Source organism: Bacillus alkalisoli (assembly GCF_002797415.1).
Lineage (GTDB): Bacteria > Bacillota > Bacilli > Bacillales > Bacillaceae_I > Bacillus_CD > Bacillus_CD alkalisoli.
The window spans coordinates 3,445,143-3,461,410 of sequence record NZ_KZ454944.1; the positions used below are offsets into that span (position 1 = coordinate 3,445,143).

Here is a 16,268-nt window from a genome sequence, read left to right on the forward strand (position 1 = left end):
CGTCTTTGGTTAACTATTTTCTCTTAACCATTGTTTTAACTCATCCGACAGCAAATTACTAGGAATCTCTTCCGGGATGAAGTTCCCAACCATCATTATTTTCACTGTGTTGTTGGATAGTTTTACGTAAACAACATCTTGGAAAGGAGTAGCGATTACTTTTTCGATGGCTAGCTTTTTCTTAGAGAAGTAATCTGAAATTCTATCTACTTCATCTTTAGACAGCTCCCATCGCTTTTGTACAACCTTACTCTTTTCTATTGTAACAACAGGTTCTCGTTCTGAGGAGTTAGTGGTGTTGTTTTTTGTTTTCGTATTTTCATTGATTTTGTGCAGTAGTTCTATGATTTCCGAAAAACCGAAGATAAAGATGGCACTTATAAAGGCGGCACCCCAAAATAGAAATGCAACATACCAATTAAATGAGTAGCTTGTTTCTGAACCGAAATATAACCCTACAAAGAAGCCGATGACTAATTCTGCACAGCCGACGTAAAATAATATTTTGGAAATCTTGTTTTCTTTTTCCATAGTAGTTCCTCCTGTTATTGTATCTATCTTAATAGTAATAGAAATGGTGGGCTGTTTTTGGTGTATGAAATAAATGGTGAATTGAAGGAACAGAAACCTTGGTACAAATGCGTCAAGATCCCTATCCCTTCAAAGCAAATTTCTTAAGAAAGGATTCTGTGTAACAGGTTGGCTGGCGCTGAGCTTTCTCAATTTCATTTTTGCTTTAACTCCCCTTAATACACCGGCACCCTAACCGGCTCATCCATCCGAATCGTCGTACTCACATACCTAGCATTAATATAAACCGTATCTATATGATCTTTCGGAACACTTATAGAGAATTCCGCTAATTCTCTCTGTATGTCATGACCTTGATCACTTAAGAAATAATAAGCATATGGATCTTCATGCTCCACGTATTCCATGTCAAAATAATAACTGCGCTCATAGCGAGGATTTTCTTCTTTTCCTGTAATTGTGACACGATAGGTTATTCTTTCTTCCCCTTCCTCTTTTACAACTGTTAAGTATTCAAAGATAGTCCCGTCGAATGTTATGTTCATCGGCTCCTTGTCCACTTCTTTTAGCTGTAGTGGAAAGGAAAAGTCGGTCCTTTCACTCATGGTCACTTCGTATAAACTAAAATATAAAGGCTCCTTATTGTATTTCGTTGTATGATAGTTACCTTCCACCATTTTATACGTATACGGGTGGAATGCTTGCTCATAAATGGATTCGTCACTATCCAACTCGTAAAATCCACCTTCGGAATATTCGTCTACATAAAACGAAAACATCCCATACGGATGTTGAAGAAGAGCTTCTCCTTGTTCCGTTTCTACTTTATATTTCATCTGAACGGATTCTATATATTTTTGATCGTTTGCACGCGATTCACGTAAATCCTCGGAGGTATCTATTCTTGTTTTCATCACATTCCCCGTCGAGCTTGTTGTCCATTCAAAAACCGAAATATCAAAAAGTTCCCCAATCGATACTTTCTCGTCTAACTCGATCGTATTCGCTTTTTTCATTCCATCCTTATACAAAATTGGAACAGTCACTTCCCAAGGACCAAATACACCACCAATTCTGGATGTGGTAAAGCGAAGGTCAAACGCTTCTGGAATCTCCTCCATCGTCCACATCCCTTTCGTTATATCTAGAAAAAACGAACCTTCTGTTGCTTCTTCATTCGCACTTATTATCGTTACATAACTTACCCGATGTTCCTCCTCATCGGAAACTAAATTAAACAAGCCGCTTTCTCCCGTAAATCTTGTACTAATTAAGTGATTTCCTTGTTCATTATCCGCGAATTGTAGTACTCTATCACTTTCATTTTCTATTAGAAAATCCACGCGCATCAGCACCGACGTAATTTCCACACCAGTAATTTCAAACGAAATGCCGCTTGCTTCTGCTACATAGGTTCCCTCTTCCCAAACGTTATAAAAATCACCATACTTCACGTAGTTAGTAGCAAGCTTCGTCCATCCCTCTATCTTTGGCATGTTTAACACGATAAGACCAAACAATAGGACAATACTTGCAGCCGTAAGTAGTTGGTAGGCCAATGACTTTTTCTTTCTTGTTTTGTCTTGCGTTTTTGCTATTGCTTTTTCTGCAAAAGGTGTTTCTAGTGGGTTTGGTTGAATGAACGCTTGCACTTTTTTCATCGTACCATTCGTTTCATCTACTAGACTACGACACGCTGGGCAAAATTCTAGATGGTCTTCCACTTCGGTGCGGTTTTCTGGAGATAGTAGGTGATGAGTGTACTTGGTAGTAGTTTCTATGCTTAAGCAGTCAGCGTTATTCGGTTTGTGAGAAATTTCTTGGTGAAAAGTAAGGATGACATTCTCAAGTGTGTTGGTAGGTACGTTTAGTAGTTTGCTAATGGATGGGAATGACAGTTTAAATAGATAATAAAGTAATATAGATTGTTGTTCTATCTGTTCTAATTGAAGAAAGTGGAGCTCGACTAGTTCGTGTTGTGACGAAGCTTCTTTTCGTTTTTTCAGAGTTGGTATGTTGTGATACATATGTATAACGGCATTCGTTGAAAAAAATTCGTGAAAAAGGTCGTTCTCTTTTGGAAGACTAGTTATCTCCTTTTTCATATGTAAAAACGTATCAATGACTAAAATCTCCGCATCTTCTTTGTTGTTGGTTAACAAGGAAGCAACTCGATATAAGCTTGCCTCATACTCAGCAATGATTTTTTCATATTCCATCGGCATTATTTTACCCCTTACCGTTTTTTGAATATTATAACATATTGGTAGCGTTTGGATAGGTAGATTTTACTAAATGAGGTCAGACCACTAGTACCTAAAATATCACCAAACTAGGGGGACTGGCTATAACACCACACAACAAAAAAAACGTTTCTTCTATTGTGGAAGAAACGTTTTTTTACTATATCATCTATTCATTTTTTAAAAAATACGAGTTTTGTTTAAAGCATAAGGGACAAGGGCTTCGATCCAAACGGGTAAGGTCCCTGTCACTAAACCAAAACATAACCTAGTATTTATCTACTCTATTATCCACTCGAACGTGGTCAGCATAAGTATGAGAATTTAGTGAATTGTTTGAAGAGAAATTATTATATAATCCTTCTTCACGTGCTTCATCTGCTTCTACTAGTACTACGATATGCCCATTGTTTAGGTGAGTTTCATACTCGAGTGCATGTTTTTCTGGGATCCCAGCTCCTGTAAGAGCACCTACGAGTCCACCGCCACTTGCTCCAATAGCTGCCCCCGTAAGCGCAGTCGCTAATGGTCCTGCTGCTGCAAGTACACCAATACCAGGTATTGCTAGTAACCCAATCGAAGCAATAACCCCTGCAACACCACCAATAACGCCACCTGTTCCTGCACCTATACCTAAACCTTTTGCTGCATTTTCAGCTCGTCCACTATCTTTTTCTGTCACTTCAGTACCTGTGACATCTTGTATACTATTAACATCATCACTATCTTTCGCAAAAACTGAAACTTCATCTTTCGTGTAACCCATAGCATGAAGCTCCTCAATTGCACGAATAGCCTCTTCTTGTGTTCGGAATACTCCACCAACAATTGTCTTGTTCATGTTATTACCTCCTAAGGTTTTGTTAATTGCTAAGTACTAATTAGTAGATTCCCAGTATGAAGAGATGATAAACATAATGAATTAACTGGACAGACACCCCGATCCATTTTTGCACCGCGGTGTCTGTCCCTCCGCAACACTGAAAAATATTTTTTCACTCTTCCCCACCCAATTAACGCACTCTATCGTCTAAAATGAAGAAAGGGGGGATTTGCCAGATGAGTGAGATGGAACATGTAGCAATAACTACGGAAAATGAATGCGCCCGAGATAAAGTGTTGGAAGTATTAATCAATGAATATAGCGATCGAATTTTGCATCTTACATATACATATGTCAAAAATAAAGCAACTGCGGAAGATTTAACGCAAGAGATATTTATTAAATGCTATGAACGATTTCATCAATTCAACGAGCAATCCTCGTTGAAAACGTGGGTGTACCGTATTGCGAGCAACCATTGTAAAGATTATTTACGAAGCTGGCATCATCGTAAAGTGACCTTTAATGAAAAACTACTAACCTATATACCTTCGAAAGCTAAACAGATAGAAGAACAGATTGTTGCAATGTCTGAAGAAAATAGTCTTGTCCAAGCCATTATGTGCTTACCCACAAAATATCGGGAAGCTATTTTTCTCTATTATTATGAGGAGCTTTCCATAACGGAGATTAGTAATGTTACTGGTGTGAACCGCAATACGATTAAAACAAGGTTACAGCGTGCGCGAGAATTAGTAAAAGAACAAATGGTAGAGGAGGATAAAACATGAAGGATCCATTTTTCAATCTTAAAAGCACGATGAAGAAAACCGTCTTCAAAGACTTTTCTTTGTCTGATGAACGTAAACATGCGATTAAGGAATCCGTACAATCAAAACAATTGACGTCTATACAACCTATCTGGAAAGAAGAAACGATTGTCAAATTATTGGCCTCACTTCAAAATGAAGAGAAACATGGATATGAAATTTGCACCTATCTGTTTCAGCGTGATGAACGATGCTTTCATAACAACGAAGGCCAGCTTTATACGCTGTTACACCTTCTAGAAAATAAACAGCTTCTTTCCTCCTCTTGGCAAGATGAAAAAAAGTATTATACATTAACGTCTAAGGGGAAGAAACAATTAGCCTTAGCTACTAAAGATGGAGCGAAAAAGCAATGGAGCTTCAAGCATTTGCTGGAGGAGGCTTCTTATGAGCTCGACTAAGTTTGAAGATTTTCTGAAGAAAGTAACCTCGAGAGTAAAATCAAAAGAAGCGCACTCTCTCATTAAAAAAGAACTTTACAACCATATGAGTGAACTGCGCCAAACTTATCAAAAAGAGAAAATGTCGATTGAAGATGCAGAAGAAAAAGCGATAGAAAAAATGGGGAACGCTTATACATTAGGGGATCAATTAAACAAACTCCATAAACCGCGAATGGATTGGATGCTGACTATTTTATTTGTTTTACTATCAAGCGTAAGCTTTCTCCTTTTATCAGGTGGCGTGTTATCTTTACCTGCTAGTTATAATTTTATCCTTCGTCAAGCAATCTGGCTTACATTGGCTGTCATTGTTATCGTTTCTATTCTTTTCTTTGATTATCGGCGTCTTAAAAATGGATGGCTATTCTTTTACGTTTCAGGCTTTCTACTGCTACTTTATACTAGCCTTTTTGGGACTTTGATTAACGGAGCGCGTAGAGCGATATGGATATCTGATATAAGGTTAGACTTGACCGTCATTTGTTTATTTTTACTATTCTTAGGTTGGGCAGGAATTAGTTCAAACATGCACCTCTTCTCTGATTGGAAAAAACAGCTGCTATTAGTTGGATTATTCTGGAGTCCACTTTATCTATTCTTGACGCTACCAGATTTTGCATCTAGTATAATTTATGCAGTTTGTACTCTCACAATGATTCTCTATTCGTCGATGCCGAAGAAGGTGTTAGTAAAGTTAGTAGCTGTAAACGGAATCGTATTATCTTTCTTTATCTTTTTCCTTTGGCAAGTGAGAAGGCATAGTTTTACCACTCGCCTCACATCTTTCTTAAAACCAGAAGAAGATCCATATGGCTACGGGTATATTTATATGGTTTTAAAAGATGTATTTTCCCAAGCAAGATGGCTCGGTAATGGTTTTCAGCAAGATGCTGTGATCGGTCAACTTCCAGATATACATACTGATTTCGCTTTTCCGTATCTTGTCTATTCGTTAGGTTGGGGCTTTGGTATTGTACTATGTTTCCTTCTATTACTCTTTATTTATCGAATGACGATGAATGCGTTTAAAACACACGATCATTTTGGTAGGATACTCGTAATTGGAGCAAGTGCCCTCTTTGCATTGCCAGCTGTGTGGAGCATATTAATGGGACTTGGGATTTTACCTATTGTTGGCTATTCCTTACCTTTTATCACTTACGGCGGCAGTAGACTTCTATTTTATGCAACGCTATTAGGTTTAGTCTTGAACGTCTATAGGAGAAAGGATATTGTGGAGTCTACGATATAATGTTAGAAGTGAATCAGAGTGACAGACACCGCGGTGCATTTTTGCGCCGTGGTGTCTGTCCCTCCGAAACATTCAATCAAACCTGCTCGTTTCAACACCATCTATAATATCTTCTAGTTCGGTTAAAAAGGTTATATATACAGGACCAGGTATTCTTTCCGTGAAGCTTTTAATGGCTGGCAGTTCTTCCGCCTCTTCAACCGTTTCAGGCTTTTCTTCTAGCCTGCCCCACCATGCCTTCATTTCATGAATGAACTCGTAAAAATACTGTTCAAATCTCTCTGCCCACTCCGCTCCTTCATCCCCTTCTGTTTTTTGCATCATCGTCCAGGCTTCAAGGGCTGTTTCGAAATGCTCGTTCATCTTGTCCATTTGAACCACTCCTCTCTTTTAAATGGAGGTAAATGGGGACGGGGTTTGATTTCTCATTTTTTGAAAGAATGAGAAATCAACCCCGTCCCCAATTTTCCCCTAGATTTTTTCAAAAATCAATCGCAGCCCCTCTCTACTTTGGTAAGAAGATTGATTCGTTATAATGCATAAGCCTTGCGCATCGTGGTCTGCTAGCAGCATCGTTGGTTCCTTGCTCATTTCAATTGATGCAATTTTATTTTTGTAATACACGTTCTTACCTTGTGTAATTAGCCACATGGAATTTTGTTGCGCTAAATAAAACCACTCTGTAAACACCTTTTTTAGTACTTCGCTGTTTGGAATAGTGATAGTGAACGCTGGTATTTCTGCATGATACGTTTTTCCATTAAACATCGTAAGGACCGTTCGGCCTGAAGGTTGATAATGAATTTCGAATTGATCTCTCATTAATAATACTGATTTAGCGTCATCCTCATATCCTTCAAAATGAATATAAAAAGGAAATTTGAAGCATGAAGTCGCAGCCTTTTGCATTAACACAACTGTATCTTCCACGTAATCCTCGTTATCTCCCCATATATGGAATTGTTCGTAATCTCCGTGAATGACTATCCAATCTTGGTCCTTCGTAAAGTCTTGCATGATATGAATATTCATTTTTCTTTACTCCTAAAGGATAAATTTGCACGGGGACGGGGGTGATTTTGAAAGAATGAGAAATCAACCCCGTCCCCATTTTTCATCAATCCCAATAATTAAACAAGAACTCGCCTTGGGTTTGGGGTTTCCAGTGTTTGATGCTGTATTCTTCCCATTTGGATAATGGGCGATGGATGCGGAATGGGCTGTTTAGTTGTTCTATTGTGCATACTTTGTATGGCGGTGCGAAAAAAGAAGCTAGTTCTTGGTGATAGGTGAAACGTGGGTAGCCACCTATCTCTTCCGTAAACGCTATATTGTAATCGTTGCAAAGTATATAGATTGTGCCATCCTTCAAGTCAAGTTTTACTGCATTATAGCTGCACATATCTAGGTCATCGTATGTTAATATTTGAAACTTTACGCGAAGGTTTCTGGCTATTTTTTTGCAAAGGTTATGAAAATCAACAAAGTCATAAGTACTAAAGGCTTCATCTGGAAGAGTTTCTAAGGTGCTTTCTCCTTCTAGCCCTATTAATCTATTCACTTCTTTAACGTGAACTCTTACTTTTGGATCGGAGAACAATTTATGAAAATCTTCTTTAGTTAATAGTGCAGGCCTCACATCGCCGGATTGGTCATAGGGAAGTGAATGGCCCCACATTGAGCTTTTTTCATCTAGTGTATAAAAGAAACTAAGTTCTTCATTTTTCACTTTAACAATGACACGTATGTCGTATGTATTATGGTATGTTCCATCTGAGCACGGCACTTGATGGTTGCATATTAGATCTGCTTTTAGGATGTTCATGTATATCCTCCTTAGTATCTACGACAATATCTTGTACCCTAAGTGACGTTCCCCTAAAGGTGACTTCTAGAGGCCATCGTAATAGAGTCTCATTTAATTCGTCTCACTTTCATTAATGGGTCTCTGCGAATGTGTTAATGACAAACTCTTTGTTGGCCTCTTCATCAGAAATTGTTCTTATTGGAGCTACTTCTTCTGATTCGAGGGGTCAGACACTTCGGTGCACTTATGCATCAAGGTGTCTGTCCCTCCGATTCACATGACCCTCCGATTCAAAATTTCTCAACTACTCTTCTTCCCAAAACAGTTGGTCTAATGTTTTCGATAGTGCTTTACATATAGATACACATAAACTTAAGGTCGGATTATACTTACCGAGCTCAATTAACCCTATTGTTTGTCGCGAAACACCAACAATCTTCGCTAATTCTTCTTGTGAAAGATCTTTCTCCACTCTCGCCATTTTCATCCGAATATTTTTCATGTTAATTCACCTTTTCTTCGTCATCTAACAATTCTTTCTCCATCGCTTTTTCACTACCTTTAAGGGCCATTAGAAAACTCCCACCAAAGAAGATTAAGAAGAATGGTAAATAAATTATTAGTGAGACAAAGAATACTAGGAAAAAGAAGTTATATGCTTCTGCAGTTGTTTCCGCAAAGCGAATGGCACTGTTTATACCAAAAAATAAAGCAATCCCTATTCCGAGAACAACACCAGTTAAAACTGTTTTCCACTTCATTGGAACTTTACTTTGTTGATCATGTAGTTCCACCTCTGCGGAAAATACACCTAACTGCATACTTCTTAACGTATAATAAGCCCCAACTGTAAGAAGTAGAATTAATTCCAACGCGATATTTTGAAGGTCAAAGGTTCCAACAAACAACTTATACGCTAGTGATACAAAAATAATACCAATGACTAGATAATAGATTTCACGGTAAATCCGGTTTTGCAATGCAACTATTCGTTCATCCTTTAAGACCGCATTCTTATTAAAAAAATTCATCCAAATCCCTCCATCATTTTTACTTTACATTTATAATAACATATTTTTAACATTTTGCAATATATATACGTCATTTAGTTATATATATTTATTACAATGGGTTCGAAGGGGGTGAAATAGGGACGGTGGTTGATTTCTCATTAAAGGAAATGAGAAATCGACCACCGTCCCAAATTTATCTTAAGATATTCTATTCATTTTAATGACTGTATACACAATAGGTACTAAAATGCCGAGAATAGTTATCGGGGTTGTGAGTGGCAAGACCGAAATCCCCCACCCCATTGCAACGGAAACAGTATGGAATAGGATGATTGCAAACAATAGGAGGCAAACGTTTTTCACTAAGTTCAATAGTTTTTTACTAATCGCATAAAAATGTGGCGCATTTTGCTCGTTTAAACGGGCTGGATAGTTGTGTATATGTGGGTATTTTTCCAATATAGTTAGTAAGAAAAATATAAACGTACTGACGATCGGTAAAATTAATAACTCGCCTTTATGTCCCCAGCGTGTTATCTCCCCTGTTAAATTGTAATGCCCTGGCACTTTATCAGGCAGCCTCGACCAAACGGAAATGAGTAATATAACACTTCCAAAGAAGAAAGCTCCCCCCACTATATCCATTAACCACTCGATCTTTGTCTTCGGAATTTTTATAACTGGCCTTTCCCAAGAGTTATTCAATATGATTCACTTCCTCTCATACCTTTTATTACTTATACGTTTAAAAGGGACGATGGTTTCTTAATTTTTATGGACTATGGGCGAAACCCCTCAGAGAACTAGCATCACTAGACTCAACAACTATCAGTTTATTAAACTTTTATAAGTACAAATCATTGTGCTATTAACTGGCCAGCAGTCGCTATTTTAAGTCCAATGTTTTTTGCAAGACCATCTCGTATCATTAAGAATACAACCAGTTGCAGCAATTGCAACTGGTATGTAATGTATGGTATATCTGTACCTTTTCTTGTTTGGCTTTGATGGGCTTTTGCTGTAACAATTATCGCTTTTTCTACTAGGTTTTCAATTGATTAATCTGGTGAAATTAATAAAGTGTTTACAAAGAATTTATTGTCCAAATAATCCGGTTTCTTATAGGTAATCTTCTCGTTTATCAATATAAATATTGCCATTTCGATCGATTTGTGCAAAAAATACATCTTCTACCCTGGAGATATTATTTTCGTTTATCACATTTATTACCCACTCTTTATCTTTACCCAATAACTCTAAGCTTTTCTTTAAAATCTTTCCATCTATAATAAAAGCTTGCCCTACTCCTCTAGATGCTTGAATATTAAAAACATCTTTTTGCATTGCCGGTAAATAGGCTGGCTTTTTTAATACTGAAATGGTTCCGTCCGTTTCTAATAAGGCTGTTTCAACTTCGTCAATATTAAAGACACCCTTTTTACGTAAACTAGTTAAAAGGCTATCCATCGTAAGCAAAGTCTTCTTCAACCCTTCCTCTAATACTTGTCCTTCCTTTATAACAATTGTAGGTTCTGACTCTAATATTTTCCTCCCCCTAAAACTTTTGAGAGCGATAACATTGCTTATATAGATATATAAGCAAAATAATATTAAACCTGCCATGGTTATGAGGATCGGCACATCACGAGATACAATACCACTTGCAACAATAGAGCCAATTGTAATACCTGCAACAAAATCAAAGAAAGTCATTTGTGCAATTAATTTCTTATCAAGAATGCGACATAATATGTATAAAAGTATAAAGGAAATACTTGTACGAACAAAAATGTCTATAACAGTCATCTATAGCCCCCCTGTATAAACCGTTATCATTCTAAATAGTTCCCTTATTATTACTAAAATATTTACAAATATGGGAAATGGGGACGGGGTTTCTTTCTCATGTTGAAAAAATGTGAAATGAACCCCGTCCCCATTTCACACTCATAATTAGTAGACAAGCTAAATATAATGATTTGTAGGGATAAAGTGCACCGTGGGGTCTGACCCCACAGTTCACACAAAGTTCACGAGCATATTATTAGTATTTTTCAGTTAATTAGAGTTATATTATATTTATAATTAACACTTATTAATAATTATTGTAATTTAGATTATTATTTAGTATAATTATAAAGTAATAATAATTATCATTATTTAGTTAGTAAGTTTATTAAAATATAAAACTTTTTAAATAGGGGGAGAAATGGATGAACATGAATGACAATGCAAGTGCAGGAAAATGTCCTTTTAGCCATGGAGGCACTACTAGTCAAACATCAAGTGGGACGACAAATCGTGACTGGTGGCCGAATCAGTTAAATCTAAATATTCTTCATCAACAAGACAAAAAATCTAATCCTATGGGGGAAGATTTTAAATACACAGAGGAATTCCAAAAGCTAGACTATTTCGCGCTTAAAAAAGATCTGGAAGCGTTAATGACAGACAGTCAAGATTGGTGGCCAGCTGATTACGGTCATTATGGTCCTTTCTTTATTCGTATGGCTTGGCATGCTGCAGGTACATATCGTACTGGTGACGGTCGTGGTGGCGGTAACACAGGCAACCAACGTTTTGCTCCATTAAACAGCTGGGCTGATAACGGTAACCTGGATAAAGCACGCCGTCTTTTATGGCCAATTAAGCAAAAGTACGGAAACAAAATCTCTTGGGCTGACTTACTTCTTTTAACTGGAAATGTAGCAATCGAATCAATGGGTGGAAAAACATTCGGTTTCGGTGGTGGTCGTGCAGACATTTGGCATCCAGAAGAAGATATTTACTGGGGTTCTGAAAAGGAAATGCTAGGTGACAACCGTTACACAGGAGATCGTGAGCTTGAAAATCCACTTGCTGCTGTGCAAATGGGGCTTATTTATGTGAATCCAGAAGGTCCAAACGGTAACCCTGACCCGCTTGCAAGTGCCCGCGATATTCGCGAAACTTTTGACCGTATGGGAATGAATGATGAAGAAACAGTCGCACTAGTAGCCGGTGGCCATACTTTCGGTAAAGCACACGGAGCTGGCGATGCTGCTCACGTTGGTGCAGATCCAGAAGCATCTCTTATTGAAGCTCAAGGCTTTGGTTGGACCAGCACTCACGGTAGCGGTAAAGGTCGTGACACGATCACAAGTGGTATTGAAGGCGCATGGACTGCAAACCCAACTCAATGGGATAATGGCTTCTTTGATTTACTTTTTGGTTACGAATGGGAGCTTACAAAGAGCCCAGCTGGTGCACACCAATGGGCACCGATCAATCCTGCTGATGAGCATCTTGCACCAGATGCAGAAGATGCATCTGTTCGCGTTCCAACAATGATGACGACGGCAGATATTGCTTTACGAATGGATCCAGCATACGAAAAGATTTCTCGTCGCTTCCACCAAAACCCAGACGAGTTTGCAGATGCATTTGCTCGTGCATGGTTCAAATTATTACACCGTGACATGGGGCCAGTTTCTCGATATTTAGGACCTGAAGTTCCAACAGAAGAGTTAATCTGGCAAGATCCAGTTCCTACTGCTGATTATGAACTAACGGTTGAAGAAATTGAAAAAATTAAACTATTAATCTTAGATTCTGGATTAACAACTAGCGAGCTTGTTACAACGGCTTGGGCTTCTGCAAGCACGTTCCGCGGTTCCGATAATCGCGGTGGCGCAAATGGTGCTCGCATTCGTCTCTCTCCACAAAAAGAGTGGGATGTTAACCAACCTGAACAACTAGCGAAAGTTCTTTCGGTTTATGAAGAAATTCAAAGCCATTTAGAAAAGAATGTTAGCCTCGCTGACTTAATCGTCCTTGGTGGTTCTGCTGCTATTGAAAAAGCTGCACAAGATGCAGGCTATGACGTAACGGTGCCATTCGCGCCTGGACGTGGTGATGCCACACAAGAACAAACAGATGCAGAAAGCTTCGATGTGCTTGAGCCAGTTGCGGACGGTTTCCGTAACTATCAAAAGAAACAATTTAGTGTAAGTGCTGAAGAGCTTCTAGTAGACAAGGCGCAACTACTTGGTCTTACTGCACCAGAGATGACTGTACTAATCGGTGGTATGCGTGTTCTTGGCGCGAACCACGGTGGCACATCACATGGTGTATTCACAGACAGAGTTGGTACATTAACGAATGACTTCTTCGTAAATTTATTAGACATGGGTGTAGCATGGACTCCAGTAAACGGCAACCTTTTCGAAGGCCGTGACCGTAAGACTGGTGAAGTGGTAAGAACAGCAACTAGAGTCGACCTAGTATTCGGTTCTAACTCTGTACTACGCGCTGTAGCTGAAGTGTACGCTCAAGAAGACAACAAAGAAAAATTCGTACGTGACTTCATTGCAGCTTGGGTAAAAGTAATGAATGCAGATCGTTTTGATTTGAAATAAATTAGTTAACGAAACTAGGTTCTAGCTTAGAAAAATTTCATTAATAAAGAATCCGAACTACTTCAACATTCAAATTGCTGAATGTTGAATGATAGTTCGGATTTTTGTTTGTTTAATTGTTCTTTTATTCCAGTCTCTTTCTTTAAGAGACTTAAACAATTAAATTTGTACTATGTATTTTTTGAATACTGAATTGCATCTTGGGAGATTTTTTAGGAGTAGTTGAACTTTATTGGCTTTATGAAGTTCATCCACTTCTTTTTTTTGACGCTAATTGAACTTCATACGCCTTATGAAGTTCATCCACTTCTTTTTTTCGGCGCTAGTTGAACTTCATACGCCTTATGAAGTTCATTTCCCATATAAACCGAAAGCCCGTTGTACTTCATTTTTGCACCAAAGTGTCAGTCCCCTCGATTCATTCCTAATTCATTGGACATACTAAATGGAATAGATATTGTGAAAGGTTGGAAGCGTTTTGAATGAAGTAATTCAATTTAAGGATGTCCACTTTTATTCTGATGATAACGTTCATATTTTAAAAGGAATTACTGGTTCCGTATACGAAGGAGAAATTACTACCTTTGTTGGTCCATCAGGGGCAGGCAAGTCGACATTGCTCAAATTATGCAACGGATTATTAACGAAAAAATCTGGTGAACTACTCATAAAGGGAAAACAAATCGAAGAATACGATCCGATTGAGTTACGAAAACTTGTAGGTATTGCCCTTCAAAGTGCACCAATGGTAAGTGGCGATGTTTTTTATAATCTAAATTTGCCTCTCCAGTTGCAAGGAAAAGTATTGGACGAGCAAGATGCAAAACACTTACTAAATGTTGTTGGACTAGGAGAAGCATATATCCAACGCAACATAAAAGATTTATCAGGTGGCCAACGTCAAAAAGTGTCCATCGCTAGAACGTTAGTGAACCGTCCGGAAATATTATTGTTAGATGAAATTACGTCTTCTTTAGACCAAGTGTCCCAAAAAGAAATTGATGAACTAATTGGGAGGGTTAGTCAAACGTACGGAACAACCATCATTTGGATAACCCACAACATACAACAAGCAATATCGGTCGGAACGTCTACGTGGGTGTTAATGAGTGGAGAATTAATAGAAGCTTGTAAAAGTGATAGCTTACTGAAGTCAAAAAACGAACACGTACAAGCTTTCTTAAAGGGGGATATCAGATGAACCCTTTAGCTTTACTCATCGCACTTGTTTTTGTATTTATTCCTATCTTTTTATCAAAAACGTATCGACTTGGATTGGAAAAGGATACAACCATTGCTGTCGTTCGTTCTATTATTCAACTTTTTATCGTTGGATACTTATTAACATTCGTTTTTGAAGCGGAAAGTTATGTATTTATCATCATTATAATCGTTATAATGATTGCAGCAGCTGTTCAAAATGTAACAAAAAAAGAAACGCCAATAAAAGGGATTGTGTGGAAAGTGACCGCTACCCTACTATTTATCCAAGTGTTAACGCAAGGGATTTTACTTGGATTTGGCATCATACCCGCAACTGCTCAATATATCATTCCGATTAGCGGAATGGTCATCGGAAACTCGATGGTGTTGGGTATTCTTTTTTTGGATCGTTTTATTTCAGAAGTGGAGTCGAGAGAAGATGAAATCGAATTAATACTTTCTTTAGGTGGGAATCCTAAACAAGCGATACATTCCCAACTAATACTTTCTATTAAAGCTAGTATGATACCTACAATTGAAAGCCAAAAAACAATCGGACTTGTCCAATTGCCAGGGATGATGAGTGGCCAAATTATTGCTGGCGCTAGCCCTATTCAAGCTGTTCAATTCCAACTACTCATATTATTTTTACTATTAACTACCGCGTCTGTTACGAGTGTTATGTTAGGGTTACTATCCTATCCTACACTGTTTAATAACCGAAAGCAGTTGTTGAAAATAAGAAAGTAAAAAATGCCAGCACCCCCCACTGCACTAAATCTCTACTGACGTGGGGGCGCTGGCATTTATGATTCTTTTTTCTTTTTCTCTACTTCACCAAATTTGATTGGTTCTTTATTTTCTGCTATTACAAGTCCATCTAAATCAATGACACGAATATGTGGTTCTTCTCCTTCGTATAGCTCGGAGTGTTTATAAAACTGTCGCACAACTGAATCAAGAAATACTGCCTGGAGGGAATTTTCTAGTGAATTACCTTCGTAATTGTTGAACACTAGTTCCACTGTATCAAACTCTACTAACTCGGCCCTTTCTAGTAGCAACTCACCTTGATCGTCCGCTTCGGTAAAACGGAATAATAGTTCATTAAAGGTTTCTGCTGATAAATAAATATCATTCCAATTAAAGTCTTTGGAATCAAAGTCCATGGTTTCTAGTTCTTCGGCTGTAGTAAAGTCCCCTCTAGCTTTTTTCCCTTCTTTTTGTACCGCTTTGGCTTCATCTTTGGTCGATTCTTTTTCTGCTTCATCATTTCCACCACAAGCAGTCAACAATCCCATGATACAAACAACCACAAATAACTTTCTTATCAACTCGGCTATCCCCTTTCTGTTGATTACTTAGATGTGGTTATTATTTGCAAGATATGGTTTATTATCCATGTGAAATTGGGGCGGGGTTCGTTTCACATTTTCGAATCCTTTAAATGAGAATTGGGGACGGGGTTTGTTTTCTCATAAAGAATTTGAATACTCTATCAAGCGTATGTACCTCTCTTTAAAATAGCTTCCACCTCATTAGCAGGTAAAGGACGACTATAATAATAACCTTGTCCATATTTACATCCATTCCATTTTCAATTTAAAACTCCACTTGCTCTACTTTTTCAATACCTTCTGCAATTAAATCAAAATGCAGGTTAATGATTTAGAACACTAAAAAAAATATAAAGATTTAATAATGTAAGCCCAGTGTTTCCTTAACG

Annotated in this window: 17 protein-coding genes; 6 read left to right on the plus strand and 11 right to left on the minus strand. The window is 37.9% G+C overall.

The features are described 5' to 3' along the window. Nucleotides 1–9: 9 nt before the first annotated feature. The 3 genes from CDZ89_RS17255 to CDZ89_RS17265 all read right to left on the minus strand — a co-directional run bounded on the left by CDZ89_RS17255 (nt 10) and on the right by CDZ89_RS17265 (nt 3,615). On the minus strand, nt 10–531 hold the full coding sequence (locus CDZ89_RS17255; RefSeq protein WP_100334086.1) for a hypothetical protein: 522 nt from the start codon (nt 529–531) through the stop codon (nt 10–12). A 215-nt stretch (nt 532–746) separates the two neighbouring features. Further along, entirely contained in the window at nt 747–2,756 is a 2,010-nt protein-coding gene (locus CDZ89_RS17260; RefSeq protein WP_100334087.1) for a zf-HC2 domain-containing protein, read from the minus strand. 286 nt (nt 2,757–3,042) lie between these two features. After that, nucleotides 3,043–3,615: a general stress protein gene (locus tag CDZ89_RS17265; RefSeq protein WP_096155628.1), complete on the minus strand. Its 573-nt coding sequence runs from the start codon at nt 3,613–3,615 to the stop codon at nt 3,043–3,045. A 218-nt stretch (nt 3,616–3,833) separates the two neighbouring features. Between CDZ89_RS17265 and CDZ89_RS17270 the strand changes: the two genes are divergently transcribed. Genes CDZ89_RS17270 through CDZ89_RS17280 form a run of 3 tightly spaced genes read left to right on the plus strand, consistent with a single transcriptional unit; the run spans nt 3,834 to nt 6,122 of the window. Beyond that, a complete protein-coding gene (locus CDZ89_RS17270) occupies nt 3,834–4,388 on the plus strand; it encodes a sigma-70 family RNA polymerase sigma factor (protein WP_096155629.1) in 555 nt (184 codons plus the stop codon). Continuing rightward, complete coding sequence (locus CDZ89_RS17275; RefSeq protein WP_096155630.1) at nt 4,385–4,828, plus strand: PadR family transcriptional regulator; 444 nt, start codon at nt 4,385–4,387, stop codon at nt 4,826–4,828. Before CDZ89_RS17270 ends, CDZ89_RS17275 begins: the two co-directional genes overlap by 4 nt. After that, nucleotides 4,815–6,122: an FtsW/RodA/SpoVE family cell cycle protein gene (locus CDZ89_RS17280; RefSeq protein WP_096155631.1), complete on the plus strand. Its 1,308-nt coding sequence runs from the start codon at nt 4,815–4,817 to the stop codon at nt 6,120–6,122. Before CDZ89_RS17275 ends, CDZ89_RS17280 begins: the two co-directional genes overlap by 14 nt. Nucleotides 6,123–6,194: 72 nt before the next feature. Here CDZ89_RS17280 and CDZ89_RS17285 read toward each other — a convergent pair whose 3' ends face one another. From CDZ89_RS17285 to CDZ89_RS17320, 7 genes are all read right to left on the minus strand, one after another. Next, the gene (locus tag CDZ89_RS17285) at nt 6,195–6,494 is read right to left on the minus strand and encodes a hypothetical protein (protein WP_096155632.1); all 300 of its coding nucleotides are present in this window, start codon (nt 6,492–6,494) and stop codon (nt 6,195–6,197) included. 99 nt (nt 6,495–6,593) lie between these two features. After that, nucleotides 6,594–7,154: a hypothetical protein gene (locus tag CDZ89_RS17290; RefSeq protein WP_100334088.1), complete on the minus strand. Its 561-nt coding sequence runs from the start codon at nt 7,152–7,154 to the stop codon at nt 6,594–6,596. An 85-nt stretch (nt 7,155–7,239) separates the two neighbouring features. Beyond that, nucleotides 7,240–7,947, minus strand: a complete 708-nt coding sequence (locus CDZ89_RS17295) for a hypothetical protein (RefSeq protein WP_096155634.1) — start codon at nt 7,945–7,947, stop codon at nt 7,240–7,242. Between the two features lie 286 nt (nt 7,948–8,233). Continuing rightward, on the minus strand, nt 8,234–8,431 hold the full coding sequence (locus CDZ89_RS17300) for a helix-turn-helix transcriptional regulator (protein ID WP_096155635.1): 198 nt from the start codon (nt 8,429–8,431) through the stop codon (nt 8,234–8,236). Nucleotide 8,432: 1 nt separating this feature from the next. Beyond that, nucleotides 8,433–8,960: a DUF6773 family protein gene (locus CDZ89_RS17305; protein WP_096155636.1), complete on the minus strand. Its 528-nt coding sequence runs from the start codon at nt 8,958–8,960 to the stop codon at nt 8,433–8,435. A 180-nt stretch (nt 8,961–9,140) separates the two neighbouring features. Further along, nucleotides 9,141–9,647, minus strand: coding sequence for a DUF1648 domain-containing protein (locus tag CDZ89_RS17310; protein ID WP_227521544.1), 507 nt, complete (start codon nt 9,645–9,647; stop codon nt 9,141–9,143). 414 nt (nt 9,648–10,061) lie between these two features. Then, nucleotides 10,062–10,748: a DUF421 domain-containing protein gene (locus tag CDZ89_RS17320; RefSeq protein ID WP_096155637.1), complete on the minus strand. Its 687-nt coding sequence runs from the start codon at nt 10,746–10,748 to the stop codon at nt 10,062–10,064. A 407-nt stretch (nt 10,749–11,155) separates the two neighbouring features. Here CDZ89_RS17320 and katG point away from each other — a divergent pair, with 407 nt between their 5' ends. From katG to CDZ89_RS17335, 3 genes are all read left to right on the plus strand, one after another. Further along, nucleotides 11,156–13,339 (plus strand): catalase/peroxidase HPI, encoded by a 2,184-nt coding sequence (katG, locus tag CDZ89_RS17325; RefSeq protein WP_096155638.1) that lies wholly within the window; start codon nt 11,156–11,158, stop codon nt 13,337–13,339. A 478-nt stretch (nt 13,340–13,817) separates the two neighbouring features. Next, nucleotides 13,818–14,540 carry an ABC transporter ATP-binding protein gene (locus tag CDZ89_RS17330; protein ID WP_096155639.1) on the plus strand — a complete coding sequence of 241 codons (723 nt, stop codon included), beginning with the start codon at nt 13,818–13,820 and terminating at the stop codon, nt 14,538–14,540. Beyond that, nucleotides 14,537–15,292 (plus strand): ABC transporter permease, encoded by a 756-nt coding sequence (locus tag CDZ89_RS17335; protein ID WP_100334089.1) that lies wholly within the window; start codon nt 14,537–14,539, stop codon nt 15,290–15,292. The genes CDZ89_RS17330 and CDZ89_RS17335 overlap by 4 nt, the downstream gene beginning before the upstream one ends. 56 nt (nt 15,293–15,348) lie before the next feature. Here the strand turns inward: CDZ89_RS17335 and CDZ89_RS17340 are convergent, their stop codons facing one another. Then, nucleotides 15,349–15,876, minus strand: coding sequence for a hypothetical protein (locus CDZ89_RS17340; protein WP_100334090.1), 528 nt, complete (start codon nt 15,874–15,876; stop codon nt 15,349–15,351). Nucleotides 15,877–16,268 lie beyond the last annotated feature (392 nt).

Bases quoted from the DNA above. Each gene is read 5' to 3' on its own strand.
- CDZ89_RS17255 (WP_100334086.1), bottom strand. From the start codon at position 531: ATGGAAAAAGAAAACAAGATTTCCAAAATATTATTTTACGTCGGCTGT.
- CDZ89_RS17260 (WP_100334087.1), bottom strand. From the start codon at position 2,756: ATGCCGATGGAATATGAAAAAATCATTGCTGAGTATGAGGCAAGCTTA.
- CDZ89_RS17265 (WP_096155628.1), bottom strand. From the start codon at position 3,615: ATGAACAAGACAATTGTTGGTGGAGTATTCCGAACACAAGAAGAGGCT.
- CDZ89_RS17270 (WP_096155629.1), top strand. From the start codon at position 3,834: ATGAGTGAGATGGAACATGTAGCAATAACTACGGAAAATGAATGCGCC.
- CDZ89_RS17275 (WP_096155630.1), top strand. From the start codon at position 4,385: ATGAAGGATCCATTTTTCAATCTTAAAAGCACGATGAAGAAAACCGTC.
- CDZ89_RS17280 (WP_096155631.1), top strand. From the start codon at position 4,815: ATGAGCTCGACTAAGTTTGAAGATTTTCTGAAGAAAGTAACCTCGAGA.
- CDZ89_RS17285 (WP_096155632.1), bottom strand. From the start codon at position 6,494: ATGGACAAGATGAACGAGCATTTCGAAACAGCCCTTGAAGCCTGGACG.
- CDZ89_RS17290 (WP_100334088.1), bottom strand. From the start codon at position 7,154: ATGAATATTCATATCATGCAAGACTTTACGAAGGACCAAGATTGGATA.
- CDZ89_RS17295 (WP_096155634.1), bottom strand. From the start codon at position 7,947: ATGAACATCCTAAAAGCAGATCTAATATGCAACCATCAAGTGCCGTGC.
- CDZ89_RS17300 (WP_096155635.1), bottom strand. From the start codon at position 8,431: ATGAAAAATATTCGGATGAAAATGGCGAGAGTGGAGAAAGATCTTTCA.
- CDZ89_RS17305 (WP_096155636.1), bottom strand. From the start codon at position 8,960: ATGAATTTTTTTAATAAGAATGCGGTCTTAAAGGATGAACGAATAGTT.
- CDZ89_RS17320 (WP_096155637.1), bottom strand. From the start codon at position 10,748: ATGACTGTTATAGACATTTTTGTTCGTACAAGTATTTCCTTTATACTT.
- katG (WP_096155638.1), top strand. From the start codon at position 11,156: ATGAACATGAATGACAATGCAAGTGCAGGAAAATGTCCTTTTAGCCAT.
- CDZ89_RS17335 (WP_100334089.1), top strand. From the start codon at position 14,537: ATGAACCCTTTAGCTTTACTCATCGCACTTGTTTTTGTATTTATTCCT.